Raw genomic sequence first — 26,367 nt, forward strand, 5'->3', positions numbered from 1 at the left:
GTTAATACATCTTCTCCAACGTCCACACCATCTTATTGGGATTATAGGCTTCCATTACGAGATGTGTTCCTGTGTATTCCATCACTGTCCACGGACCTGCTATGTTGTCGAACGTGATGATTTTTCCATTTACTTGATAAGTAAAATCTGTGTTCCACATATATCCGTCTTCTTCGTTCGTCCTTGTATAAATGCCTTCTGATTCGTTAGTAAACTGAAGAATGGATTGTTTTGTGTAGTCTATCTCATCTTCGATATTGTACACGGTCATTTGCGCTTGCCAAGTAGTTTGCTTCAGGGCTTCGGGGGTGAAGACAGAAGTAGGGGCATCATCGTTACTACAATTTGTCAGACATAACATGGCGCAAATAATGAATGTGGAAAGCACCATACATAAAGTAATTTTCTTTTTCATCTTATCTCTATTTTAAGTGATTGACAATAATTATATATTTCTCTTCATAGGGATACTAACAATACCTTTATTAATCTCTTTTTTACCCACTTTTTTGAAGCCTAAAGATGTATAAAAAGTTTCTGCATAGGTTGAAGAATTAACTGTTATATAAGTAAAATTACAATTGCTCATCATATAGTCAAATAACGATTTTCCTATTCCTTGCCGATGATAGTGTGGCAAGACAAAGAAGAGGGATATATGTTGCCTTTCCCGATGTACACCGATTATTCCTATCAATAAATGATTGTCAAAAGCCCCATATATGTCAAGCGTATTCATCAACGATGTGTCATACACGAAACTTTTAAAGGTTTCAATCCCTTCTTCCGTAAAATCGTTAATGCCACACTCTATACATACTTGATAGGATAAGTTTATAGCATTTTTATATTCTTCTTTCATTAATTTCCGTATCATACTAATAGTTTTTAATCAATGTGTGCAAAGTAATGAAAGGTGGAGGAAAAAGGTCTTGACAATTATCAAGACCCCAATATAACAATTGTTAAAAGGTGAGTTATATCTCTAACTTGCGGCGTATGCGGCTAATGGTTTCCGGTGTAACCCCTAAGAATGAAGCGATGCTTTTCAAAGGAACTACTTCTTTCAAGTTAGGACAACGTTCCATCAAGTTCCTGTATCGTATTTCAGGCGTACAATATGAATCAAGTAATCGTTCATATACCATTTCAAATAGACTCTCTGCCACATGCCTTCCGAATCGTTGAGTTTTCATATCCGTTTCCCAATATTCAATAATGTCATGACGGGATATTTCATATACAGAACACTCTGTTATGGCTTGAATATTTACTAACGATAAGCCACTTCTCATTAAAGAAGAATAGTCACATACAAACTCGTTGGTGAAAGCGTATCCAACAATGTGTTCTTCACCCTCTCCATCAATATATGTATATTGGAATGTACCGTTTTCTACCCATTCGGCAAAACGTGATATTTCATTCTGACGAATAAAGAAATCTTTTTTGTGGTATATACGTTGCTTCCCTTTTTCATGAAATAAATCTTTTACGAGGGAATAGTCTAAATTGTCGAGGTATGAATTAAAATCTTTCATTGTCGTAAGCTATTTATTCAGTCCACGGCGTATGCGACTGATTGTTTCCGGTGTGACTTGCAAGAAAGAGGCAATCTCCTTTAACGTAATGTACTCTTGAATATCGGGGCATCTATTCAATAAGTCAAGATACAGTTCTGCCGTAGTCTTGCAGTACATATCTATTAATCTATGATACATTAATAAGTATGATTGTTCAATAAGAGTACATTTTACTTGCATGGTTTCTACATTTGTGGCAAAGAATTCCTCTACTTTTAAATAGGGTATATAACAAATCTTTGTATCGCAAACGGCTTCAATTGTTACTAATGACGGTTGATTAGGCTCTATAAGTGTGCATAAACTTCCTGTAAACTCTCCGGAGAAAGTATATCCTACTATATGTATATTCCCTTTTTCATCCACACGAGTATATCTCAATAAGCCGTGTTCGATATAAGCTCCCCGATGATTCACTTTGCCTTGAATAGTGAATTGTTCACCCTTTTTGAGTTCGATATAAGTACCATGTTCCAAAATGAACTGCTTTAGCTGTTCTAATTTCGAATGGTTGGCATATTGTGAGTTAAAATCTTCCATACTATAAACTAATTGCAATTAAAATATAGAATAACCTCGTGAGTTGTTCTCTTAAAAAGGGAAAATAGATTCCTGACTTTATCAAAACATCTTCTCTTTTTTTTAATCTACTTTATTGTGAGTTTAGTTTGTGCTTTTGTATATATATCCAAAACGTACCAAACTAACTTTTGTAGCCTGCAAAATATATGTGCTGGCGAAAGAAGAAACAATCTTTTTTCTTTTCGCCAATTTTAAAGTTTGTAACTCTCATAGTTTGAGGAAGAAATGAATACTTTTATTTCTTCTTCTGTTGGAAGTTCTATCCTATACTTTTGCACAAAAATATTTGGGTCTAACCCGGCAGTGGCATACTTAACCAAGGTATCTCCCTTTTCGGTGCAGAGCAAAATGCCGATAGGTGGGTTATCATCCGGCTGCATCACTTCCGCTTTAAAATAGTTCAGATACATATTTAGTTGCGAAGCGTACTCATGGCGGAACTTATCTATCTTCAATTCTACAATAACATGGCATTTCAAAATGCGGTGATAGAACACAAGGTCGGCAAAGAAATAATCCTCGTCTATCAAGATACGTTTTTGCCGGGCTTCAAAACAGAAGCCATGTCCCATTTCTAACAGGAAGTGTTGCAGGTTGTCAAGAATGGCTTGTTCCAAATCAGTTTCTGTCACCAATGCACGTTCATTCAACTCTAAGAACTCCAAAGTAACAGGGGTGTTGATAACATCTTTAGGTTGTAATAAGGTTGCTTGTTGCTGGACTAAAGCGGAGAGGGCTTCTTTGTTTTTGGATAGTCCGCTACGTTCGTAATATAAAGATGCGATTTGTCGCTCCAACTCCTTTACAGACCAGCAGCCACGAATGGTTTCCATTTCATAGAAAGCACGTTTTACCGGGTTCTCAATTCCCGATATAGTGTTTAAATGGGTGGAAGATAATCTATTGAATAATCTATCAGCCGGAATCATCCATGTTTCGGTTTGTGGGTATTCTGTTGATAGTTTCCAAACTCCATTTTCAGATTCGGCGGTCACCAACCGCCGAATTGGTTCAGTGAATTCGGCGGTCAATGACTGCCGAATTTGAATTTGTGATGCAATGTATTGTGTAACAGGTTCTTTTAGTTGTGGATAAACAAGGTACAACCGTCTAAATTCCCTGAATCTACGTTCATTCAGACCTTTTGTTTTCAGTCGTTGTTCCAGCTTCTTCAACAGTTGTTCACCGTAGGCGGCACGGTCTTCTCCGTTCTGCTCAAATTCTACAATATAGCAACCCATAAGCCAGTTACGGGAAGTAAGGGCAAGGTTTACAGCATGTGCGGCTTGTGCCTGCAACGTGTTCTGTATCGTGCTGATATGTTTTACTAATGCTTCAAAGTTCATAGTTACAAAGATAAGTCTTTTATGGTTAAAACTTTAGTTCGGGCAAGCTGTTTATTGCTTCCTCTTTCAATTTATCCACCGCACGGGTGTACTTCTCCGTATGCTTCAATCCGCTATGCCCTAAAAGGCTGGCTACGGTTTTGATATTTGCCCCATTGTTCAGAATGTTCACGGCAAACGAATGCCGGGCACAATGCCAGCTTATATGTTTGTCTATCCCGGCTCTCTTTACCCAACGCTTTACTGATTTACAGCAACTTTCGTAAGTAGGTAAATCGAATATCAAACAGTTTTTATCTGCCGGGGCTTCACCAATGATAGACAATAGACCATCATTCAGGGGAATAACCACACCACTACTGGCAGAATGTCCCTTTGTCTTGCTTTGTTCAAATTTCAATAACCGATTAGCGTAATCCACATTCTTATAGGTAAGGTCTTTTACATCACAGAAACGCAAACCACTGTATAAACAGAAGATAAAAGCCCGTCTGACATTCGGGTTCTCGTTGTCATAATGGCAAGCCGCCAACTTTTGTATTTCTTCGGGAGAAAGAACATCTTTTCGAAGCATTTGGCTATCCACTTTACAGGTAACACTTTTACATGGGTCTTTCAACATTACATCGTGGTCAATCGCATATCGAATAACTTTCTTGAAACGCTGGTAAATGCTTTTAGCACCTTCACCCACACTTCGGGATTGCAAATAGGCTACAAACTGCTCCATCATTTCTTTGGTGATAAGTTCCGGTTTGATACTAAACTCATTCATGGGGTATTGCTCTTTTAAGAAGTCCTTAAAACGGCTAAGCGCAATTTGTACCATGCGAATATCTTTCTTGGTATAACTGTTGATATAGGCTTGGAAATAGTCTAAGAAATTGACCGTTCTATCTTTTTTCAACCGATAGCCCAACATACTTTCTTTAAATTCCTGCTCACGCTCCGCACGTATCTTTGTGGCAAGCTCCAATGTTTCTTTGTTCTGCTGGCGTTCCGCAGGGGTACGGGGCTTATCTATCAGATACAGACTAAGGTTTTCTTTTCGCCTGTTATGCTTTACTGCAAACTTGGGCTTACCTTGCATCTTTCCACTATCATAGTACACTTGATTGCCGTTTTCATCTAATACGGGCTTTTCCTCTCTACCTAAATAATACTCTAAGTAAAGGCTGATTCTACCATCCGAGAGCTTATTTTGCTCTAACTTGGGGTTTTCTTTCGTTTTATTTTCTAACTTTGCCATTGTTTAGAGGTTTTATCCCGATTTAGGTACCATAACCGGGTGATTACGCTAAATAGTTGATTTTCTTTTGTTTTCCAATATTGCAAAGGTACAAAAGAAAATGATATTTCAAAGTGTACTAAAAGTGTACTGAATAACGGAAAATGGGCAAAATATGGCAAAAATAGAGAAAATAGGAAATATTCAAATAGTTGATAATAAGGAAGATAAATTCTTTTATTTTCCTATGATTTCTATGGCTTGTACCGGGTCTGGGTACAAGAAAGAAAGCTAAGTATTTGATAATTCAATACTTAGCTTTTTCTTTTGCTTGAATTTTCCCCACATTTTCCCCACACGTGCAAAAAATATAGCAGTAAGTCATTATTTCTTTTGGTTGAACGTAATAAATAAGTTACCTTTGAAAAGAAATAAAGCCTATTAAATAAAAGTAATGGAACAAGGTGTTTGGCAAGAAATAGAACTGTTGTACCAGAAGTTTCAAAAACTTGGTATCAGTGAAGCGGTGGACTATGACAAGTACTACCTTTATTCTCTCATTACCCATTCCACAGCCATAGAAGGCTCAACGTTGACCGAACTTGATACGCAGCTTCTCTTTGACGAGGGAGTAACAGCGAAAGGGAAACCGCTTGTGCATCATCTGATGAATGAAGATTTGAAGCAAGCGTATGAACTTGCCAAAACTGAATCAGGCAGTCTTGTACCTATAACTCCTGCTTTTCTGAAAAGGTTGAATGCAATGTTGATGCGTACTACTGGCAGCGTTCACAGTGTGTTGGGCGGCTCTTTTGATTCTTCTAAAGGAGAGTTCCGTCTATGTGGTGTTACGGCTGGGGTTGGTGGACATTCTTATATGAACTATTTGAAAGTTCCTGCTAAGGTGGATGAACTTTGTGCGATTCTTCAAGAGAAGCAAAAAAAAATGGGAACACTTCGAGAACAATACGAATTGAGCTTTAATGCCCACCTTAATTTAGTAACTATTCATCCGTGGGTGGATGGCAACGGAAGAACGGTTCGATTACTGATGAACTACATCCAATTTTGCTATCACCTTTTTCCGACCAAAATATTTAAAGAAGATAGAGAAGAATATATTCTTTCCCTGCGCCAATGTCAGAATGAAGAAACTAATCAGCCGTTTTTGGACTTTATGGCAAGGCAGTTGAAGAAATCACTTTCTATAGAAATTGAACGATTCAATGTATCACGAAAGAAAGGGTTTAGTTTTATGTTCTGATACTATATAAAACAAGGATTGCTATTTATGAGTTTATGGTAAACTTGCATGTGGGAAAGTTTGAACATCCATAGAAAGTGCCGTACTTGCCTTTCCTCAAAATGAGATGTCCTCCGCATTGAGGACAAACACCTTGATTTATTAGGCGTGAACTTCTGTATTGCCGAGCCTTTGCGTTATGCTTATGCTGTTTTAGTTTCTCTTTATCAGCGATTATGCGATTCTGGTTAATTGTCTGTATGGCTCAGTTGTAATTCTTGGGGGATTAAGTTTTGTCAATTCCCTTCATGCATATACCTTTGCTGGCTCAGCAGATTTTCCCGGTTGGCAAGCTCTCTTTTAAGCGTATAGCATAGCCAGCCTGAATATGAAGAATTTAACATATGAATCAAACATCTGTCCCCTGATGTTGTCTACTCCGGTTTTCAATCCCTGTATGCGTTTTTGAGCTTCCTAAGCCGTTTCATTAGCCGGACCAAGCGTTTTCGTCCTTTCGGTTATGCCCGTCTGTCCGTCGGATTACTACAGTCTCCGGCAGCGGACTGTATAGTCCGTTGCAGTGGACCGTACAGTCTGCTATAGTGGACTGTACAGTCCATTGCCGCAGACTGTAATAATCTTCCGTTCAAAATACCTTGGCCGACCTTGGGAAACGGCTTATTCTTCCCTTTGTTTGTGATATGATATTTAAATCTCCAAGAATAATAAGTAACCCGATTTTTTTCAAAATATTATGCCCACACACTTTTTGACTTGATCCATATTTCCAGCTTTCATAGGGAGATTATTTTACTTTAAATTCTTATCAATTTGATGGATTAATTTGAAAGACAAACGCTTATGGAAGTTCTGAAAAGTCTAAGGTAACGATTTGGAGATTGTGCTAATTTCAGTACTTTACAGTCTCATACTTATGAACAACTTTTATAGGACAAAGATACTATTTTTTTTGAATAAGAGAATAATTTCACAGGAAAAATAGAAATTTTATGGGGAAGTGTTCTGATAGCATGTCGTTGTAGATTGTAGGGAGGGGATGTAAAACGGCAGGCACATAGAATTTCCGATATTCAGAAAGCCGTATTCCCAAAATAGAGATTATTTTTGAAAGAATCACATAATCCGCTAAGAATAAAAGTTTATGCGGATCATCAAAAAACGAGGTAACGAGTTGGCAACCGTTCTGGTTTCTACATACTTGCATCAATTGCGTTGATGTGCAACTCACTTTATGTAAAGGTACGATTTTTTACGGAACATGCAAAACACCTTTGATTTTTCTTTTTTAGCAACCGTCAAAAACAATCTTTCGGTTTCATATCCCGGTCACAAAGGCGGTACAGTCTCTTTATGAAAAGTAAACAAAGGTCAGGCAGGATTGAAACAGACTGTTACGAGAACAGTCAGAAAAGGATTGCATACAGGAATTACAGTCTGATACCGGGCAGGGGACGACTTTGTGCCAAAGTCCAAAAAGAGGTTCTTTTTCCAGACGGCAAACTCCCTCACCTCTAAAAAACAGTCTGTGGCTGGCGCACGCAAACGTCCAGCCTTTATGCGGACAGTCTTAATGCCCGCAGCCTGTACAAGTGCGTAAAAAACAGGTAAATGGAATCTTCATCCGCTTCCCCGCGCCTTGCCGACACTCCTATATTCCCGTTCCAACACCTGCTCGATCTCGCTCCTCTTGTACAAGACCTTGCCACCAAGTACATAGTAAGGCAGCGTGCCGTTGCTCCGATACTCGCCCAATGTCCTGCGGCTGACTTTCAGCATACACGCCACCTCACTGTCGCACAGGTACACGTCTTCTTTTGGCGGAACCGCGCCATCTCCGAAAATGCCGTCAATCATCGCCGACAGCCGGTCGATACGCTCGTGGATGGACTGCATCCACGCATCGTCTTTCGTTTTCAATTCATTAAACATTATATAGATTAATTTGTTATATGACTCATTTTGTGACTGATTCTGAAGTTGTGTAATCCACAAGCAATAAGAATCACCATATCTTCGAAACCGAATTTATGGCATCTGAATCGTTCTTTGACAATACGGCATTTTTTCATACCACCTATGGCATGCTCCACTTTAATCCTAACTCCGGAAATCCGCTTGTTCTCTTGTTTTTCAACACAAGTAAGCTCTTTCCCTTTAGGTTTCTTTTTGGGCATGCATATTTCAACTCCATCCGGTTTGTGTCCGATGAAACCTGTATCCTGCCAGAGCCTAATACCTTTGGGAAGTAGAAGAGGTTCTTCATCACAAATCTTTTTGTCATGGACATGACCTTTGTATGTGGAGCTCAACCATACAATCCGAAGATTGTTAGTACATAACAGGTTATTCTTTATGCTATGAGTTTTTTTTACCACTATAGCATGCAGACTGCCAGTCTTCATCCAAAGGACGCTGAATAGGTCGCTCGGTTCCGTCCAACAAGACTTCTTCGCACCCTTGAAGAATGTGTATCAGACGTTTGGAGTTACGGTCAGGCAATTCACCAAGCGTTTTCAATGTACGCCGGAGAATCTCAGAAAGAAGGTGAATCCATCTATTGGCCTGGGGCTGGGTCATCTCAAACTGAATAGCATGGAGTTCCTGAAGGGGATTGGTCTTCAGATATACCAATATGAAGAACATTTTGTCCTGAATCAGAGACAACACTGTTGTAAGATATACGTTGGCGCATTTTACCTTCCAAGGTAAAATGGCTGTAATATTCATCCCAATGGTACTTGAAAGTTATTAGCAAAGCGTCAAACTCAGCAGGAGTTAATCCTGTCGCAGCAAGCACTTGGCTATGACGGTGGCGAATCTTGTCGTAATACATCAATTGAACTTTTTAGATCACAAAGATAAATCAAAGAACGCTTTAATCAATTATTCGATATAAACTCTATTATACATACTGCTCATTTGTCTTTTGTTGATACTTCAGTTCAATTCCTTCAAATGGTGTGCCCCCTGTAGCGTGCATCCTTGCGTCTGTCCTCCACTTTCGTGACGATACGCTCCACGTCTTCCGGCAGGTAATAGGTACGGTTGCCTATCTTGGTATAGGCGAGCGTGCCGTTATCCCGCAAGGTCTGCAAGGTGCGCTTGCTGATTTTCAGCTTCAGGCAGACATCCTGGTGGTCGAGCCAGCCAGCCGTCCTCTTCACGCCTTTCAAATCCAGATGGGGATTCCCTCCACCCTATGTATGAACCGTTCGATTTTCATGGCAAATTCCTCGAACGCCTTCCTTTCAAAACATACGGTTTCCATAACAATCCGATTTTATGTTGATACTTCAAATTCATACCATCCGGAGAAACGGTCACTCGTGGTGCCGGTATAACAGCGCATGGAAGAATTTAATCTGAAAACTGACCGTGCAGATGTTATTGTTCCCGCCGCTGAGATATTTCTGATAATTGCAGGTATTGTCAAAGCTGAGTATATCCATGTTCCGGTCATTGGCTTAGCAGATGGTATTATTGACAATTTGTATGCCATATACCTGAAAACGGAATAAAAGGAATTGTGCATAGCTGTTTTAACTAGGGGATATTCAGTAAATCCTATAAAATTAGCCAACTAATTCATACTAAAAGTATTGCGAATTAGTTGGCTTTTTGTATCTTTAGGTATTTCCCCTAAAATTTTGAAGAACGATTGACAAATGCTTCAGCGGAGTCGTTCAATGCTAAAATCAAAGCTCTTCGAAGCCAGTTTAGAGGGGTGGCTGATCTGAAATTCTTCATGTTCAGACTGGCTAGGCTATACGCTTAAAGGAAAGCTTGCCAACCGGAAAAATCCGCTGCCCCTGGAAAAAGCAGCATAGCCAAAAGAAAATATAGCAGAACTGTAAAATATAAAAGAGTTTGTGCCAACGTTTTGACACAAACTTAGCAGATTACTATTCAGCTGATACCTATTCTGAAAGATGTAAACAACTTGTTTCTTAGATAGCCTTATAAATATTCTACTACTTATTACAGTTCATTTAGAAATGTTATTCTCACTTTTATTCCTCCGCTTTTTCACTTGCTCCACTGCTTCAGATATGATTCCCTTGTTTTCAAAACGCTGCGTGTAATTGGTGTAATCCGGGTGAATACGTTCGTAAGTTGGGTCAGTGAATAAGGGACTCGTAATAATGTGGTCCGCAGTCGAACGGTTACAGCAGAAAACAATATTTTCAACTCCAGCCAGTCTGGTCAATGCTTTCACATCCGTATCATGCGGCTGTAGTGTCATCGGATCTGTAAAAAAGAACAGATAGTCTATTTCTCCTTCTACGATCCGCGAACCAATTTGCTGGTCACCTCCTAAAGGACCAGATTTCAGGATTGTGATATCCCATTTGATTTCAGGATGTTTTTCTTCAAGGGCTTTTTTAATTAGTGTACCGGTTGTACCCGTACAATAGAATTTATGTCCTATCAGACGTTCCGAGTTCCAGAGAACCCACTCTATCATGTCTTTTTTCATTGCATCGTGTGCAACAAGTCCAATTCTACGAACAATTGTTTCCATAAAGCTAAATTATTTTATTTTTATATGATAATTATAATAACAAAAAAACTAATTCTATTGAAGGCCGGAGGATGACCGGATAAATCTGAGCAATTCTTTGTTTGCCCGGCTATCCATGACGGTTTCCCGTTTTTCTTCAAAAAGATTGAGTGTTGTGGAGCATTCCCCACAGATGTCAATGCCTACTACCTGTTCTTTCTGAAGAATAACAGCCAGCAGTTTCTCCAATTCCCATAAGCTGAGAGAACCTTGATCCCAGTTTGTTGCTGCCGAAGCCGGATTCAAGACATCCTTGTCTATGGAAATGTAAACCGGTCCGTTGATATGTCCGGAAGAAAAGTTCTGCCAACCCTCTTCGTGCATGAGCGTAGTTTCACTGTAAAACCGAACTTGTCTTTCATATCCTTTCGGCACAGCCTGTATCAGTTTGTCTGAAGAACCTACGATAATTACTTTCTTGCAGTTGTTGTTATGGTCCAATATATCCTTTACCCAACTTCCGCAAGAAAGTATGTTGTCAAACAACGGTGGCTGCATATCGGGATGGTGGTCGAACACAATCAGCGAAAACGGAGTTTCAAGTTTGTCTGTCCAGAATTTAGTCAAATAATGATAATTGCCTGAATCGATGAAATGGACTCCCTCCGCCGGATAATCAGCAATCATCCCCTTCAAAGCCAAAGCCCCCTCCCTGTCACAGTAGCCATCTGTACCATAAAGATGACGACAATCCAGCCATATAAATTTATTGTTCCAGGCAAACGCCTCGTAGTCATACACTCCCGTGAAGTTCATGATGATGATCGGCCATGCTATCCGTTTATCTGTTTTTTGATTTTGCCCGCTCATACGTTGTTTTTGCATATCCTTTTACTGTTCATTAAAACCATCGTACATAACAGAAATCTTGTCGGTGAGGTAACAAAGCATTCTTGGGATACATACGGAAGGCCTGCTTGAAGCTTCCAGCGTTGAAAATGCCGGATGTCGCCTTAAAGGTATATAAATTCCCATTCTTGGAAACCGGCAAAAGGGGAATAACCTCATATATGTGATCCTGACCGTCTTCACGCCTGATAATGACCGATTCTATTCCGATTGCGTCATCCAGGCCTTTCTCATCAACGACAACCGTCACCTCATATTCCTTTCCGGCTTCAACCGTGGCATTCAGCCCATTCCCTGCCTCTATGGATTTGATTTCTATGGCATCCCATCTGCTTCGGACGTTTGCTTTCCAGTCAGCCATCATTTTCGCCTTCGCAAAGTTGTCGGCTGCCAGAATGTGGAAATGCTCTGACAGTTTGTTATAGAACCTGTCATAGTAGTCGTCCAACTGTCTTTTCATGGTAAAATGGGGAGCGATTTGTGCGATTGAGTTCTTGATATACTTGACCCAGTCTTCCGAATAGTTCTTCCCCCCATGCTCGTAATACAGTGGCAGGATGTCATGCTCCAACAAATAATAGATGGCTTCGGCATCCAGCTGGTTTTGGTACTGTTCATTCTGATAAGTCCTTTTATCAGTCAGTGCCCATCCAGCATCCTTACGGTATCCTTCATACCACCAACCGTCCAGCACGGAGAAATTAAGCACACCGTTCATCAATGCCTTCTCGCCCGACGTACCCGAAGCTTCTGCCAACCGCGTAGGGGTGTTCATCCAAATATCCACCCCCGAGATAAGATGGCGTGCCAGGTCCATGTCGTAATTCTCCAAGAATATGATTTTACCTAAAAATTCCGGACGCCGGGATATTTCCACGATTTGCTTGATCAGCCCCTGCCCGGCACCGTCATTGGGATGGGCTTTGCCTGCAAAGATGAACTGTACCGGATATTTCGGATTATTCACAATCCTGGCAAGTCGGTCTATATCCGTGAACAGAAGATGAGCCCTCTTATATGTAGCAAAACGGCGTCCGAAGCCTATTAGAAGAGCATCGGGATTGAATCTCTCAAAAATGGAAACGCTCAATGCCGGATCAATCTGACTCCTGAGCCAGTCCTTGCTGCATTTGCTTTTGATATAGTCCAGCAATTTTGCTTTCTGTTTTAACCGGGTATTCCATATCTCTTCATCCGGGATGCCATAGACGGCCTCCCAGATTTTCTGATTGGACTGGTCGCAGAAAAAATTCTCATCAAAATTGTCCTTGAAAAGCTTTTTCCATTCTGCCGCACACCAGGTAGGCAGATGTACCCCGTTGGTTACATAACCCACATGGTTCTCTTCCGGGAAGTATCCCTTCCAGATCGGCGCAAACATTTGCTGGGATACCGATTTATGCAACTTGCTGACACCGTTTACCTCCTGGCAGGTCTTGCAGGCGAAGACAGACATGCAGAAACGTTCCTCCTTGTCTCCCGGATTGTGACGCCCGAGATCCATCAGGTTATCCCAGGTTATACCCAACTTGCCAGGATATCCCTTCATATATTTATTGAAAAGCCCTTCGTCAAAATAATCATGACCAGCGGGTACGGGAGTATGTACGGTATAAAGTGAGGAAGCACGTACCAGCTCCATGGCCTGCCCGAAATTCAAGCCGCCATTTATGTAATCACAAAGCCGCTGGATATTGATCAGTGCGGCATGCCCCTCATTACAGTGATATACATCTTTCGTTATACCTAAAGCTCTCAGCGTTATCATCCCGCCTATGCCAAGCAGTATTTCCTGTTTTAGCCGATTCTCCCAGTCGCCTCCATACAGATGGTGAGTGATAGGGCGGTCAAACTCGCTGTTGAGTTCATTGTCCGTATCCAGCAGATAAAGGGGAATACGCCCCACACTGGCTTTCCAGACATTGGCATGTACCACAAAACTGTCGGCATAGGGGACGTGGATTACCAGTTGTTTCCCATCCGGTTGCATTACCTTTTCAATCGGGAGCTGCCCGAAATTCTGCGCTTTATAATTGACTGTCTGCTGGCCGTCCATGGAAAGCGACTGGTCAAAATAACCGTAACGGTACAAAAGTCCTATGGCACAAAGGTCCACATTGCTGTCCGACGCCTCTTTCAGGTAATCCCCCGCCAACATTCCCAAACCGCCGGAATATATCTTAAGGACTTCATCCAAGCCGTATTCCATGCTGAAATAAGCTATTGACGGGCGCTGGTGATCCGGTTCCACATCTACGTATTTTTTGAAGGCGGAATAGACGGCATCCATTTTATAGACAAAGTTCTCATCATGTGCCAGCGCTACAAGCTTCTCATAATTTATCCGCTCCAGAAACAATACCGGATTCTGTTCCACCTCTTTCCAAAGTTCCGAATCCAAATCACAATACAGTTTCTTTGCGTCATCATTCCATGTCCACCAGAGATTATGTGCGATTTCTGCAAGTTTTCGCAGTTCTGCAGGAAGATGTGAACCTACTGTAATCTCCCTCCACTGAGGGGTATTTACATTATAACTTGAATATTCCATGACATTTTAATTAAATAAGTCCTAATCTTTATTCAGTCCTTTTATTATTTTTCGTTTACCGACAATCCATACCGTATCATTCTCCTTGAAAATTGTATCAGGGTCTGGATTCATAATATTCACGGTACTCCTCTCTATTCCGATAATGATGCTATCCGATATGTCTGCCTCCCGGATCGTCTTTCCGATCAATGGTGAACCTCCTTCGACAGGAAATTGCCCTATTTCCATCTCATCCTGCGAGGATGTTCCGTTCCCGTTCCTTTCTACCTTCTTTTGCTCCATGGATGTCCGGAAGCTTTCCAACTGTCGGTCCGTACCTACGACCGTAACCTTGTCATATGGATAGAGATGTTCTTCCCCTTGTGGTATATCCAGGCGTTTTTCTCCACGGGTGATTGAAATCACATTTATCTGAAACAAGGTGCGCAAGCTGCTTTCTTTTAATGTTCTGCCCACATATATGGAATCAGGGGATACTGTGAAATCCGCCAAATGTAATTCCTTGAACGGGATATTGCTGCCAAGGGTGGAGCCTGTATCACTTTCTGTAGAAAGTCCATTCCCGTCCGTCCCCTGAAAGTTTGCCATAAATTGTCTCTCTATAGTCAGCGACCGTTTCTTGATCCGCTTGGAAAAATAAATGACGGCAATGATAATGGAAGAGACTACCAACCCGGCTCCCAAGGCAACATTGAAAAGATGGGTAATGATACTCATCATGATAATCGTGCAGATCAGTATTTTGACAAGTACTATTGATACCAAAGGCCCTCTGTTGAACTTGTTGTCCGTCCAGAGTTTACGGAACTCGGTTGAATTGTTCCTTTTCATGATGATGGCCCATAGAAACGGGGATATGACAAGAAAGATGATGATGAAGCCCAACAAGTTCCCTTCCATTCCCGGCAGACTTTTCCTAATCAAAGGATGCACATAGGAAAAATATAAAGTGATGAAAAAAACGCATACGACCAGATAGAGTGTGACAGACACCAGCATAGACCGGATCAGTTTATGCCAAGTACCCTGGTGTTTTACAGTCATTGCCCCGGACGTATAGTGTACGAGATAATCTTTCAGGGATTCAGGCATGTGGATGTCTATAAACCGGTATGCTGGTTCCGAAAGCCGTATCATATAGGGGGTAAGAAAAGTCGTTATGACAGATACTGCCACTATGACCGGATAGAGATACTTGTCCGTAACATTCAGACTGACGCCTAAAGATGCGATGATGAATGCGAATTCACCGACCTGTGTCAGTGAAAAGCCGGACTGTATGGCAATTTTCAACGGCTGGCCGGAAAGCAAGACACCAAAGCTCCCGAACAGTACCTGACCGGACAGTACCAGCAATGTCAGGATGAAAATAGGGACGGCATATTCCCACATCATGGCAGGATCGATCATCATTCCTACCGACACGAAAAATATGGAAGCGAACAGGTCTTTTACCGGCTGTACGATATGTACGATTTTTTCCGCTTCAACGGTCTCTGCCAGCAGGGACCCCATGACAAAGGCTCCCAATGCGGCAGAAAATCCCGCTTTTGTCGCAATCATCACCATTCCCAGGCAAAGTCCCAGAGAGGTTATCAATAAAATCTCGTTGCTGGTGAAACGGCGTATCTTCTTCAGCAGGGTAGGTATCAGATAGATACCCAATGCCGACCAGAAAATCAGGAAAGCGGCCAGCTTCAATATACTTTCCAGCATCTCCTTCCCTTCAAAATGTTTGCCTACCGCCAACGTGGAAAGAACAACCATCATCACTACAGCCACCAGATCTTCGATAACAAGAATCCCCAAGACAATGCCAGTGAATTTCTGTTGGAGAAGTCCCATGTCATTGAAGGCCTTGAATACGATGGCCGTGGACGACATGGACAACATTCCACCCAGAAAAATACTGCTCATGTGGGAGAACCCCATTGCATTCCCCGCTGTATAACCTATGAACATCATGCCACATACAATAGTGACAGTGGCAACGATAGCCGTAATGCCCACATTTATCAATTTCTTGAACGAAAAGTCCAGTCCCATCGCGAACAGCAGAAAAATGACACCGATGTCCGCCCATATTTTGATATTGGCAGGATCGGAAACAGTCGGGACCAGAGAAACGGAAGGACCCGCCATAATACCGGCTACAATGTAGCCCAATATGACCGGTTGCTTCAGCCACTTGAAAATGACGGTTACAATACCGGCAATAATCAGAATTATGGCAAGATCCGATATTAAAGGAGCAACTTCTGACATATTAACGGTTATTTTAGATCGATAATTCGTTAAGGACCCGGATCAGGCTTTTGTCAATAGGCTTGTCCTTTTTGATTGCCTGGACAAAAGGAACATAAACAATCTCGTTGTTCCGTATGCCTATCATAACATTTCGCTGGCCTTCCATTAAGGCCTGGATTGCGGCTTCACCCAGCCGGCTTGCCAGTATACGGTCATTGGCACTCGGAGCACCACCCCGTTGCAGATGGCCCAGGATAGAAACCCTGACATCATACCCGGGATATTCCTTCTTTACCCGGTCGGCGTAATATATGGCACCTCCATTCTTGTTTTCAGGACTTTCGGTCACAATTACGATGCTGCTGTTTTTCGTCTTTCTGAATCCGCGCCCGATGAATGTTTCCAACTGGTCCACGTCCGTCCTGTCCTCCGGGATGATGGCCGCTTCAGCACCGGAAGCTATTGCGCTGTTTTGTGCCAGGAAGCCCGCATCACGCCCCATCACTTCGACAAAGAAGATACGGTCATGGGAGGTTGCCGTGTCCCTGATTTTATCCACGCATTCCACAATGGTGTTCAATGCCGTATCATATCCTATGGTAAAATCGGTACCATATAGGTCATTGTCAATGGTGCCGGGCAATCCTATGCACGTCACATCATACTCCTCCGCAAAGATACGGGCTCCCGTCAGGGAACCGTCTCCACCGATAATTATCAAAGCATTGATGTTCTCTTTCTGTATGACCTTATAAGCTTTCTTGCGTCCTTCGGGAGTGGTGAAAGTCTCGGAGCGAGCTGTTTTCAGTATGGTGCCTCCCCTCTGGATAATGCTACTTACATCTTCCGTCGTGAGTTCTTTCACTTCACCGGCAATCAGCCCCTCGTAACCTCTATAAATTCCTTTCACTTTAAATCCGTTAAAAATGGCGGCGCGGGTCACGGCACGGATAGCCGCGTTCATTCCTGAAGCATCCCCTCCGGAAGTCAGAATTCCAATATACTTGTTATCCATAATTTGTTTTTTATATTTTAATTAATCAGGCAAAATTAGAAAGCAACTGTTTTAGCCTTTTTCTGCTATAAAAGATACGGCTTTTTATCGTACTCAGTGACACTCCTATCTTTGCGGCTATTTCCCGATATTTGACTCCGGTACAACATAAAAACGACATAATGTGCTTTAGGCAATGTTTTAAGGGCTTCCCTTATCTCTTTTGCATCATGCCCGTTATCCACGAAAATGAAAGAGTCGTCCCTTAACAGGAAATGATATTCAGGTTCTGATAATACATATAAATTCCCTCGTATTTTCTTTGTCCGGCAATTATTGATAAATGCATTGCGCATGATGGTATACATCCAGCCTTTAAAATTCGTACCGGAATCAAACTTATCCTTATTATCCAACGTCCTCAACATTGTTTCCTGCAACAAGTTTTCTGCTTCATCCTTGTCAGCAGTCAGTTTATATGCAAAACAATGCAGTTCATTCTGAAGGGCTACCAGCGCTTTATCGAAATCAAATCCTCTCATTATATTTATTTTGGAATTCAAATATCCGGGTGAAGGCATTCCCTGATAATAAGAAATGCCTTCTGTAGAGTCTCATCAAGATATCTTATTTGACATCAATAGTTTTGGTGGTTTCCTGAACCTTCTTATCTACGACTTTGGGAATATCGATAAACAGGACCCCGTGTTCCACTTTGGCCGAAATTTTATCTTTTTCCACATTATCCGGCAGCAGGATACTCTGCTGGAATCGGGAATAGGAGAATTCACGGCGCAAGTATTTTCCGTCTTTCTTCTCCTCCTTTTTCTCGTCCTTTTTTTCCATGCAGATTACCAGATTGTTGCTTTCATCCACACTTACCTTAAAATCATTCTTGGTCATTCCCGGAGCTGCCAGTTCTACCTTGTAGTCCTTTTCATTCTCAATCACATTGATGGCTGGAGCCGTAGCGTTTGCTCTTGCCATCCATTCATTGTCAAAGAAATCGTTAAAAATACTCGGTAACCAATTCTGGTTTGTTTTTACAGGTACCATTTTTACCTCCTCTTTAAAAGTTAATAATTAAAACTTAAAAAAAAGCATCTGCTTGATAGACAGATTTTTATTTTTTAGCCATCCCTTGTTTGGCCACAGCTTCTGCCCGTTTCCGTATCTCTTCCGGGTTTCCAAGGTAGTAGTCCTTGACAAGAACCAGCCTGTCGTCAAATTCAAAGACATAAGGAACTGCCGTAGGCAGGTTCAGGTTGGAAATATCCGTATCGGAAATTCCTTTGAGATGCTTGATGATTCCGCGCAGGCTGTTACCATGGGCGACTACCAGCAGGCTGTCCTTATACATCAATGCGGGAAAGATGATGCATTTCCAGTAAGGCATGACACGCCCAATAGTATCTTTCAGGGATTCCGTACGGGGAAGTTCGCTATCTGGTACACCGGCATAGCGGATATCCATGCCCGGATTACGGGGATCATCTTTGCCTACCGGAGCGGGAGCCACGTCATAGCTTCTTCGCCAGATGTGTACTTGTTCTTCACCATATTGGACCGCTGTTTCACTCTTATTCAGTCCCTGAAGCATGCCGTAATGCTTCTCGTTCAGCCGCCAGGTCTTTTCAACCGGAATCCAGTCTTTATCCAGCCGGTCCAAGACACAGTTCAACGTTTTTACGGCACGTTTCAAGTAAGAAGTGTAAGCTGCCTCAAAAGAAAATCCAGCCTCCCGTAATGCATCGCCTGCCTTGCAGGCTTCTTCAACTCCTTTCTCGCTTAAATCCACGTCCGTCCATCCAGTAAAACGGTTTTCTTTGTTCCATAGACTTTCGCCATGACGTAATAACACTATTCTTTTCATGGATACTTCTTCTTTATGCAATGGTTATTGAAGAATCCAGATATACGTCCTGAATGGTGTTCAGAAGTTGAATTCCGTCTTTCATCGGTTTCTGGAAAGCCTTACGACCGCTGATCAGCCCCATACCACCTGCACGCTTATTTACTACTGCCGTTACGACAGCATCATGCAGGTCGGATTCCCCATGGGATTCACCGCCCGAGTTAATCAATCCGACACGTCCCATATAGCCATTCGCCACCTGATAACGGCAAAGGTCTATCGGATGGTCAGTGGTCAGTTCCGAATACATACACTCGTTTGTCTTTCCGAATCCGATAGCCTTGAAACCGCCGTTATTGGATGGGAGCTTCTGCTTCACGATATCGGCTTTAATGGTAACCCCGATATGGTTGGCTTGTCCTGTCAAGTCGGCAGCGGCATGATAGTCGGTACCATCCTTTTTGAAGCTGCTGTTTCTCAAATAGCACCACAGAATAGTAGCCATTCCCAGTTCGTGGGCATATTCAAAAGCCTGTGACACTTCCACTATCTGGCGGCGGCTTTGTTCCGAACCGAAATAAATGGTAGCACCGACAGCTACGGCTCCCATGTTCCATGCCTCTTTCACCGTACCGAACATTACCTGGTCGTAGCTGTTCGGATAAGTCAGCAACTCATTATGGTTCAGCTTGACGATAAAAGGTATCTTGTGTGCATATTTGCGTGCCACGGCGCCCAACACACCGAATGTGGATGCCACGGCATTACACCCTCCTTCAATGGCCAGCTTTATGATGTTTTCGGGATCGAAATAAAGCGGATTGGGGGCGAAAGACGCTCCTGCAGAATGTTCTATGCCCTGGTCTACAGGCAGAATGGATACATAGCCCGTATTGGCCAGACGTCCATGTCCGTATAAAGCCTGCAAACTTTCCAATGTACGGATATTCCTGTCGGAATTCATCCATACCTTATCTATCATATCCGGTCCCGGAATATGGATAAGTTGTTTGTCTATCGTCTTACATGTATGGTTCAGGTAGTACTCAGCCTTTCCTCCCAATAAATCTACTATTTTCATTTTATTTATTTTTATTGATTATTCTGGTTTATGACTCCCGTTCACCCAGTTTTGCATCCATAAAAAGGATAGCACAGTCTCCGGCTTTCCTCAGATGACTAACAATATTGAGTACATTCGCTTCATCTTCTACTTGCTCACGAACAAATTGCCACAAGAAGTCCTGAGTGGCATTGTCTTTCTCTTCGGATGCTACCTGTACCAACTCATCAATCAGTTTGGAAACATGTTTTTCATGCTCCAAAGCATGCTCGAATACTTCAACAGGGTTGCCCCAACCTTGTGGAACCACATCGACCTTGTCTACTTTCGGGGTTGCCTCACGCTTAATCATGTACCCGGCAATGGCATATGCATGCCCGGTCTCTTCTGCAGACTGTTTCTGCATCCAGCGAGCCATTCCGGAAAAGCCCTCTCTTTCCAGATAAAAAGACATTGATAAATACAGGTTGGCAGACCATAATTCTGCTGTGATTTGCTCATTCAGAGCATTTTGCAATTTTTCAGTCATGATGAATCAAACTTTTAATGTTAATAATAAATCCAAATTATCTCTCTTCTTTAAGAACAAGCATGGGCTTGTTTCAAGATTTCAATTAATACCGGACGTATCCCGCTGATAAAACATTCCACGGCGATCACCATTAGAATAAGTCCCATCAGTCTCATCATCACATTGTTTCCCGTCTCTCCCAAGATTTTTAAAAGCTGGGTGGACGCGCACAGAATAAAGAAGGAAAGAATGCAGACCAAAGCGATTACGCCAAGCAATACTATTTTGAAAGTATATTCCGAAGCATCTTCCATCAATGTTATTCCACTGGAAATCGCTCCCGGACCGCATAACATCGGAATGGCAAGAGGTGTGATGGTTATATCTTTGGAATATTCTTTTCGTTCAGTTTCATTCAGTTTCACATGGGTAAAATGTGCCTGCAACATATCATATCCGATTTTAAAGATGATGATACCTCCCACAATCCGGAATCCGTTTGTTGAGATGCCGAAAAAATGAAACAGAAACCTGCCCGATAATGTAAAAAGGACTAATATGATAAATGCAATGGTACATGCTTTCAAGGCGATATATCTGCGTTCTTTCGTATCCATTCCATCAGTCATTTGCAGGAATACCGGCATCACTCCAAGAGGGTCCATCAAGGTGAATAGCGAAGTGAAACACAATGTTAAATATACAAATATATCCATGATGACATATAGTTTATTATCGATTATTATATCGCAAAAAACATACCAGATAGCATTCTGCAATATTAAATTTTGCATAACATCAATCTTAAATCCATACCGTCAAAAATAAGGTAGTTTCCGTTCGTTTTCCTTGGCGAGGATACGTAACAATTCCATAAATGCCGTACTTACATATATACGGTCTGCATACAGCCCGCTGATGAAAGAATGGAAGGACATGCTTACATTCCAGCATAATATGAGAAATGTGTTTACCTGACGTGATATGTACTGCTCATGTTCAAGCAATTCATTCAAGGCATTCAATGGCGTTGTCCATTCATGTGTATCCCGTTTCATTTCATTGATTACAACACATCCTCCATCATGGCATATCCGATTCATCATCTGATAAACCTTGTTCATATTGTCCTGTGCTTGGGAGTTCAGCCAGGAGCTAAGTATTGGAAGCCGTTCATCTTCAAAATAAACCTGCAATGACAGGTATAAACCGGTTGACCATATTTCTGTATTGATCAACTCATTCATGGCGTTTTCTATTCGTTTATCCATTATCACTCTGAATATTGAAAATCCATTACTAATATCATGTGTTATTCTCAGTATATAAAAATTCCATTCGATTGTGGGTAACCCATAAAACGGAATTCTTAAACGAGGCTTAAATAATAGGATAACTTATCGGCGTAGACAAATTGTCATAAAAAATAGCACTATGATGTCTTTTTGTCTTGCCTCCCTTGCAGAATATCCAATAAGACATCCAGTTCTCTTTCTATTCCTTCAATCTTATCGGAAATACAGTCCAAAGTATTATGGTGCAGACTAGCTTTACACTCCTGCAACTCTCTTGACAGAGAAAGTATCTGTAACCAAAGTTCTTCCTCTATGTGATAGGGGGAGTTACTATTATCTAGTACCATAGCAGGAGAAGGCAGAAAAGTGCTTTGGCATGTAATTTGTATGATAATGAACGGTATGTTCCGAAAGAGACAGGAATGGAAATGAAAGGATAGAATATTCCACAAAAGACAGTAACAAACAAAGGGGGAAAGTCGTTGGAGACAGTTGTCTCGCTTTTAAAACAAGTTGCTTTCATAATGTTTATTATAAGCCAACCCTGTTCCCTGGAGTTGTGTTTATATAAAGTTAAGCGTGGGAACTTTGGTATTACCGTTCAGAAGTATCCCCATACTCAACAACATATAATACACAAAGCCCCACGCCTATATATAACAAAAATCTATATAGATAGAACGTGGAGCGTCCAATGTATTATCCAATTGTTGTTTCGAAATTGGGGATTTCCTGAACTTGGATAATGCCTTAACGCTTTACTATAAATCTTCTATTTTCAAAAGACTAATACAAATGTAATAAAAGAAATGAATTCTTTGAAAGGAAATATCTCTTTTTTTTAAGGGGTGGCTTAATTTTTCTTTATTTAAAGTCTTAGAATTACTGCCCACCAAAGCCCGTCACGAATGTTTTGAAATCCTCAAGCTGTACATTAAGCTCTATATAGTATAGCAGAATAGCAGAAAAACAGACCATGATACCGCAGGTATATAGGTCATAACCCACTCTTCCGTAAGTATCTTATCTATTTGACAATAATAAAAATGTAAAGGAGGATAATGACATGGACAATATTCGTATCCCAATACATATAGGTTAACATATAAGGGAGAATGGTCACGGAGTCCACAAACCATAGAATGAAAAAATATATTTCCATCGTGTACGGTTTATGTCTCTATCCGGATATTTGACCGGTGCCGCAAATGCGCAATGCATACTCCACAAAAAAACACCAGGGAGGAAAAATAAGTCATACTGAATAACGCCTGTCTGTAATGGGCCATGGATACAAATGAACTACAGATAATAGCTGCAATAGATATAACGATACAAGCACAAAATAATGTACGAACGTGTCCATCAGTTGCATTTGGATGAAACAGTACCACTTTATGCAATGTTTGGTTAGATTGAGTCTGAACATAGGACCTTAAAAATTAGACGGATATAAATTTACTAAAAATCTGTGGAAAAGAGGAATAGAAAGGCGGAAATGTTTTTAAAACGGCTATGAATAAAGCGTTTGTGAGGACAAATGAGGACAAAGGCATAAAAGGAGGTAACGCAAAAAAAAGTAAATTTATGAAGTAGAAAGGTTGCTAAATCATTACCCCGTGAAAGGTGGTTTTTGATACTCCGTGCTGAATTTTTCTCCGTATGGCTTCGGTTGGTTTACAAGGCATAACTCATTGATACTTAATTTTAAACTTAAAAAACGAGTATGGCAAGAAGTACATTCAAAGTGCTGTTCTACGTGAACGGCAACAAGGAGAAAAACGATATTGTCCGCATCATAGGACGGGTAACGATTAACGGGATTGTGACGCAGTTCAGCTATAAGTAGAGTATCCCGAAAACGCTTTGGGACGTGAAAGGGAACAGGGCGAAAGGCAAGAGTGCGGAAGTACGTGATATCAACCTTGCCCTTGACAACATCAAGGCTCAAATCATCAAGCACTACCTGCGTATATTCGACCGTGAAGCGTTCGTGACGGCTGAAATGGTGAGCAATGCTTATCAGGGTATCGGCAGTGAGTATGAGACACTGCTCAAAGCGTCCGGACGTGAGAACGAAGTATTCAAGAAGCGTGTCGGAAAAGACAGGGTAATGGCAACCACCGTTCACGGGTGGTGGCAAGAAACCATGTGGCAGCGTTCATCAAGTCTTTTTACAGACGGACGGATATGTTCATGCTGGAGATTAAGCCCGACTTCATCAAGGGGTTTGCAGCCTACCTATCAACGAAAGCGGGACTTCACAACGGGACGATATGGGAAAAATGCATGTGGCTGAAAGGCGTTGTCATGTGTGTGCACTTTAACGGACTAATACCGAAAAAAACGTTTGCCCAATTCCACATCAGCCCTAATGTGACGGAACGTGAGTTCCTGACGGAAGATGAACTGAAAACGTTGATGACGCACGAGTTGGGGATGTCCAACTGTTCTATATTCGTGACATTTTTGTTTTCGCCAGCTTCACTGCCCTCTCTTTCGTGGACATCAAGGAACTAACCAATAGCAACATCGTAGAAGTGAATGGTGAGAAGTGGATATTGTCCAAACGGTACAAGACAAAAGTGCCGTTCCAAGTGAAACTGTTGGATACTCCTTTGCAGATTATCGAGCGTTACCGACCCTGTCAGGAAGACAATCTCATATTCCCTAATCTCAACTACTGGTCTATCTGCAAATCTCTGAAAAAGGGGATGAAAGAGTGCGGATAACAAAGGATATTTCATTTCAGTATTAAAACTATTAAACGGGCGTAATTTAATTCGACAGAAAATCCGGCTTCTGACAGCCATTTTTTCACTTCATTCCGAGAGTTTGCAGTTTGACTGCCATAAACAGCAATATTTCAGCATGGGGACATAGTTTGCGGATATTATCCACACTTTGTGCTGTTCCGCTTCCTCCATGTGTACAGAATGGGAGTATCTTTTTCCCGGACAAATCATAACCGGACAGGAAACTTTTTACAGGAGAAGACAGAAGACCACCCCAAATAGGACTACCGATAATCAATGTATCATAATCATCCATATTCTCTACTTTTGTACGCAGAGCTGGAAGAATATGATTGTCTCTTTCATTTTTGAAACGGTCAACCACTTCATTATATTCATCAGAATAGGGTTCTTCCGGTTCAATCTCCACCATGTCGCATCCAATAAGTTCATGGATAATGTTGGCTACAGTTTGCGTATGTCCGCTCCATGAGAAATAGACTATCAATGTTTTCCCCGGCTCTGAGTGAGGCAACGAATCTATCTTATCTTCAACAGCCGGAGTGTTGCTGCACGAAAGGAAGGTTAAGAGCAGCATTGCCAATAAGCACTTCAGTTTCATAACTATTTTTATTTAGGTTTTGGGGTTATCCTCTGTTAATTTCTATCTGTCCAGCTGTTTCTCATACAGCCACTTCGACAGCAGGTCAGCTACTTCCACATTGTTCAAATCCGACATCGGGAAGTGCGTATTCCCATGCAGACCGACATCGGGCAGATGAATGACCGTCACGTCACCGCCCAGCTTATTGAGCATTTCGGCCCACTTGCGCATGAGATGCAGACGGCGTGTCCATTCGTAAAGTTCCGGATGTTCGTCTGTTTCGGGCAGGTTATCCCCATAGTAAATGATGATGGGAATTTCCATGTATCTCTTGAAAACTGCCATAGGGACTTCTATTCCTTCTGTTTTTTTAGACCGTGTCAAGACTTTGCCTTCTTCGGGAACTTGACCGGTTGGGAAGGGTACACTTCCACCGGGTTCGTATGCTACAATGGCTTTGATGTTCTTCGTTTTGAGCAAAGTAAACCAACCCACCGGACCGCCTTGTGAATGAGTGACAAATATGGCCGGACCGATTTTGTCAAAAAGAGCAGCATAGGCATCGGAATAGACATCGAAGTCCAAAGGTCCGATGGTCGGCGTCATCTGCCGGAAGTACTGGTTTAAGGCTTCCCGGTCGCGACTGAACTGTACACCCTCGAAATAATCAGGATAGATTCCCACACGGAAACGGTTGAACCATTCTTCTTCATCGAATACCGGTTCCAGTGTGACAGCTTCCGTACTCCGTCCGGCATTTCCCCGGCGAGGCTGGTCGACAAGATAGGTGGAGAAACCTTTGCGAAGAAATATATTCTGAAACCCTTCGCGTCCGTCAGGAGTGGTCTCCCATGTTTTGGAAAACTGGCCGACACCATGTGCAAAAACAAGCGGATATTTCCGTGCATCAACCGGTTTCTGATAAAATACATAAGCATGGTCGCCGTGGTATTTGTGTCCCAATGAATCGGTCAGTACGGTGCCACCTACGGCAAAACTGCCTTGTTCCTCTATTTGCAGAATATTCCCTTTGTAACAATTACAGCCCGACAGTAAAGCGATGAACGTCATGTAAAATATCTGTTTCTTCATACAC

General features: G+C 41.8%; 25 protein-coding genes and 6 pseudogenes. 4 read left to right on the plus strand and 27 right to left on the minus strand.

Annotated features, from left to right (window positions below; translation table 11 throughout):
• Position 1: 1 nt before the first annotated feature.
• The 6 genes from HMPREF1534_RS01900 to HMPREF1534_RS01875 all read right to left on the minus strand — a co-directional run bounded on the left by HMPREF1534_RS01900 (position 2) and on the right by HMPREF1534_RS01875 (position 4,760).
• A complete protein-coding gene (locus tag HMPREF1534_RS01900) occupies positions 2-415 on the minus strand; it encodes a hypothetical protein (RefSeq protein WP_005944336.1) in 414 nt (137 codons plus the stop codon).
• Positions 416-445: 30 nt separating this feature from the next.
• Positions 446-877, minus strand: coding sequence for a GNAT family N-acetyltransferase (locus tag HMPREF1534_RS01895; protein ID WP_005944338.1), 432 nt, complete (start codon positions 875-877; stop codon positions 446-448).
• 100 nt (positions 878-977) lie between these two features.
• Positions 978-1,541 carry a Crp/Fnr family transcriptional regulator gene (locus HMPREF1534_RS01890; RefSeq protein WP_005944341.1) on the minus strand — a complete coding sequence of 188 codons (564 nt, stop codon included), beginning with the start codon at positions 1,539-1,541 and terminating at the stop codon, positions 978-980.
• Between the two features lie 9 nt (positions 1,542-1,550).
• Positions 1,551-2,123 (minus strand): Crp/Fnr family transcriptional regulator, encoded by a 573-nt coding sequence (locus HMPREF1534_RS01885; protein ID WP_005944344.1) that lies wholly within the window; start codon positions 2,121-2,123, stop codon positions 1,551-1,553.
• A gap of 233 nt (positions 2,124-2,356) precedes the next feature.
• Complete coding sequence (locus tag HMPREF1534_RS01880; RefSeq protein WP_005944347.1) at positions 2,357-3,511, minus strand: PDDEXK nuclease domain-containing protein; 1,155 nt, start codon at positions 3,509-3,511, stop codon at positions 2,357-2,359.
• A gap of 25 nt (positions 3,512-3,536) precedes the next feature.
• On the minus strand, positions 3,537-4,760 hold the full coding sequence (locus tag HMPREF1534_RS01875) for a site-specific integrase (RefSeq protein WP_005944350.1): 1,224 nt from the start codon (positions 4,758-4,760) through the stop codon (positions 3,537-3,539).
• A 433-nt stretch (positions 4,761-5,193) separates the two neighbouring features.
• Between HMPREF1534_RS01875 and HMPREF1534_RS01870 the strand changes: the two genes are divergently transcribed.
• Positions 5,194-6,003, plus strand: coding sequence for a Fic family protein (locus HMPREF1534_RS01870; protein ID WP_005944355.1), 810 nt, complete (start codon positions 5,194-5,196; stop codon positions 6,001-6,003).
• Positions 6,004-6,028: 25 nt separating this feature from the next.
• Here HMPREF1534_RS01870 and HMPREF1534_RS21290 read toward each other — a convergent pair.
• From HMPREF1534_RS21290 to HMPREF1534_RS21295, 5 genes and pseudogenes are all read right to left on the minus strand, one after another.
• Positions 6,029-6,244 (minus strand): annotated as a pseudogene (locus HMPREF1534_RS21290) (topoisomerase DNA-binding C4 zinc finger domain-containing protein); the annotation flags it as partial.
• A gap of 1,376 nt (positions 6,245-7,620) precedes the next feature.
• Positions 7,621-7,932, minus strand: coding sequence for a helix-turn-helix domain-containing protein (locus HMPREF1534_RS01865; RefSeq protein WP_004295270.1), 312 nt, complete (start codon positions 7,930-7,932; stop codon positions 7,621-7,623).
• 8 nt (positions 7,933-7,940) lie between these two features.
• Complete coding sequence (locus tag HMPREF1534_RS21420) at positions 7,941-8,405, minus strand: IS5 family transposase (protein WP_005650024.1); 465 nt, start codon at positions 8,403-8,405, stop codon at positions 7,941-7,943.
• Complete coding sequence (locus tag HMPREF1534_RS0119350) at positions 8,359-8,730, minus strand: helix-turn-helix domain-containing protein (protein ID WP_005641938.1); 372 nt, start codon at positions 8,728-8,730, stop codon at positions 8,359-8,361. The genes HMPREF1534_RS21420 and HMPREF1534_RS0119350 overlap by 47 nt, the downstream gene beginning before the upstream one ends.
• Positions 8,731-8,954: 224 nt before the next feature.
• Positions 8,955-9,271: pseudogene (locus HMPREF1534_RS21295) on the minus strand (helix-turn-helix domain-containing protein).
• A 73-nt stretch (positions 9,272-9,344) separates the two neighbouring features.
• Between HMPREF1534_RS21295 and HMPREF1534_RS20745 the strand changes: the two are divergent.
• Positions 9,345-9,521 (plus strand): annotated as a pseudogene (locus HMPREF1534_RS20745) (Ppx/GppA family phosphatase); the annotation flags it as partial.
• 128 nt (positions 9,522-9,649) lie between these two features.
• Positions 9,650-9,778, plus strand: a pseudogene (locus tag HMPREF1534_RS20130) (transposase); the annotation flags it as partial.
• Between the two features lie 210 nt (positions 9,779-9,988).
• On the opposite strand, the gene HMPREF1534_RS01855 reads toward HMPREF1534_RS20130, so the two are convergent.
• From HMPREF1534_RS01855 to HMPREF1534_RS0119360, 14 genes and pseudogenes are all read right to left on the minus strand, one after another.
• On the minus strand, positions 9,989-10,525 hold the full coding sequence (locus HMPREF1534_RS01855; protein WP_004295275.1) for a methylglyoxal synthase: 537 nt from the start codon (positions 10,523-10,525) through the stop codon (positions 9,989-9,991).
• Between the two features lie 54 nt (positions 10,526-10,579).
• Positions 10,580-11,389 carry an arginase family protein gene (locus HMPREF1534_RS01850; RefSeq protein ID WP_005944363.1) on the minus strand — a complete coding sequence of 270 codons (810 nt, stop codon included), beginning with the start codon at positions 11,387-11,389 and terminating at the stop codon, positions 10,580-10,582.
• A 16-nt stretch (positions 11,390-11,405) separates the two neighbouring features.
• Positions 11,406-13,964, minus strand: a complete 2,559-nt coding sequence (glgP, locus tag HMPREF1534_RS01845; protein WP_004295277.1) for an alpha-glucan family phosphorylase — start codon at positions 13,962-13,964, stop codon at positions 11,406-11,408.
• A 21-nt stretch (positions 13,965-13,985) separates the two neighbouring features.
• Positions 13,986-16,232 (minus strand): cation:proton antiporter domain-containing protein, encoded by a 2,247-nt coding sequence (locus tag HMPREF1534_RS01840; RefSeq protein ID WP_005944366.1) that lies wholly within the window; start codon positions 16,230-16,232, stop codon positions 13,986-13,988.
• A 13-nt stretch (positions 16,233-16,245) separates the two neighbouring features.
• Positions 16,246-17,229 carry a 6-phosphofructokinase gene (gene pfkA / locus HMPREF1534_RS01835; RefSeq protein WP_004295279.1) on the minus strand — a complete coding sequence of 328 codons (984 nt, stop codon included), beginning with the start codon at positions 17,227-17,229 and terminating at the stop codon, positions 16,246-16,248.
• A gap of 25 nt (positions 17,230-17,254) precedes the next feature.
• A pseudogene (locus tag HMPREF1534_RS21300) lies at positions 17,255-17,329 on the minus strand (RNA polymerase sigma factor); the annotation flags it as partial.
• A complete protein-coding gene (locus HMPREF1534_RS01830; protein WP_005641942.1) occupies positions 17,295-17,750 on the minus strand; it encodes an RNA polymerase sigma factor in 456 nt (151 codons plus the stop codon). The gene HMPREF1534_RS01830 and the pseudogene HMPREF1534_RS21300, both read right to left, overlap by 35 nt.
• Positions 17,751-17,835: 85 nt before the next feature.
• Positions 17,836-18,264, minus strand: a complete 429-nt coding sequence (locus HMPREF1534_RS01825; RefSeq protein WP_004295281.1) for an Hsp20/alpha crystallin family protein — start codon at positions 18,262-18,264, stop codon at positions 17,836-17,838.
• A gap of 67 nt (positions 18,265-18,331) precedes the next feature.
• Positions 18,332-19,081, minus strand: a complete 750-nt coding sequence (gpmA, locus tag HMPREF1534_RS01820) for a 2,3-diphosphoglycerate-dependent phosphoglycerate mutase (protein ID WP_004295282.1) — start codon at positions 19,079-19,081, stop codon at positions 18,332-18,334.
• Between the two features lie 13 nt (positions 19,082-19,094).
• Entirely contained in the window at positions 19,095-20,144 is a 1,050-nt protein-coding gene (locus HMPREF1534_RS01815; protein WP_004295283.1) for a class I fructose-bisphosphate aldolase, read from the minus strand.
• A gap of 28 nt (positions 20,145-20,172) precedes the next feature.
• Positions 20,173-20,655 carry a ferritin gene (locus tag HMPREF1534_RS01810; protein WP_004295284.1) on the minus strand — a complete coding sequence of 161 codons (483 nt, stop codon included), beginning with the start codon at positions 20,653-20,655 and terminating at the stop codon, positions 20,173-20,175.
• A 50-nt stretch (positions 20,656-20,705) separates the two neighbouring features.
• Positions 20,706-21,353 (minus strand): MarC family protein, encoded by a 648-nt coding sequence (locus HMPREF1534_RS01805; RefSeq protein ID WP_005650034.1) that lies wholly within the window; start codon positions 21,351-21,353, stop codon positions 20,706-20,708.
• Positions 21,354-21,455: 102 nt separating this feature from the next.
• On the minus strand, positions 21,456-21,908 hold the full coding sequence (locus tag HMPREF1534_RS01800; protein ID WP_005641945.1) for a ferritin-like domain-containing protein: 453 nt from the start codon (positions 21,906-21,908) through the stop codon (positions 21,456-21,458).
• 161 nt (positions 21,909-22,069) lie between these two features.
• Complete coding sequence (locus HMPREF1534_RS0119360) at positions 22,070-22,279, minus strand: hypothetical protein (protein WP_004295287.1); 210 nt, start codon at positions 22,277-22,279, stop codon at positions 22,070-22,072.
• A 1,379-nt stretch (positions 22,280-23,658) separates the two neighbouring features.
• Here HMPREF1534_RS0119360 and HMPREF1534_RS20750 point away from each other — a divergent pair.
• A pseudogene (locus HMPREF1534_RS20750) lies at positions 23,659-24,681 on the plus strand (site-specific integrase); the annotation flags it as partial.
• Positions 24,682-24,749: 68 nt separating this feature from the next.
• Here the strand turns inward: HMPREF1534_RS20750 and HMPREF1534_RS01790 are convergent.
• Both HMPREF1534_RS01790 and HMPREF1534_RS01785 read right to left on the minus strand, forming a co-directional pair.
• The gene (locus tag HMPREF1534_RS01790; RefSeq protein ID WP_004295290.1) at positions 24,750-25,289 is read right to left on the minus strand and encodes a flavodoxin; all 540 of its coding nucleotides are present in this window, start codon (positions 25,287-25,289) and stop codon (positions 24,750-24,752) included.
• Positions 25,290-25,331: 42 nt separating this feature from the next.
• Positions 25,332-26,363 (minus strand): alpha/beta hydrolase, encoded by a 1,032-nt coding sequence (locus HMPREF1534_RS01785; protein WP_005641952.1) that lies wholly within the window; start codon positions 26,361-26,363, stop codon positions 25,332-25,334.
• Positions 26,364-26,367: the final 4 nt, after the last annotated feature.

Origin of the sequence: Phocaeicola massiliensis B84634 = Timone 84634 = DSM 17679 = JCM 13223, from assembly GCF_000382445.1 — a bacterium.
GTDB classification, from domain to species: Bacteria; Bacteroidota; Bacteroidia; order Bacteroidales; family Bacteroidaceae; genus Phocaeicola; species Phocaeicola massiliensis.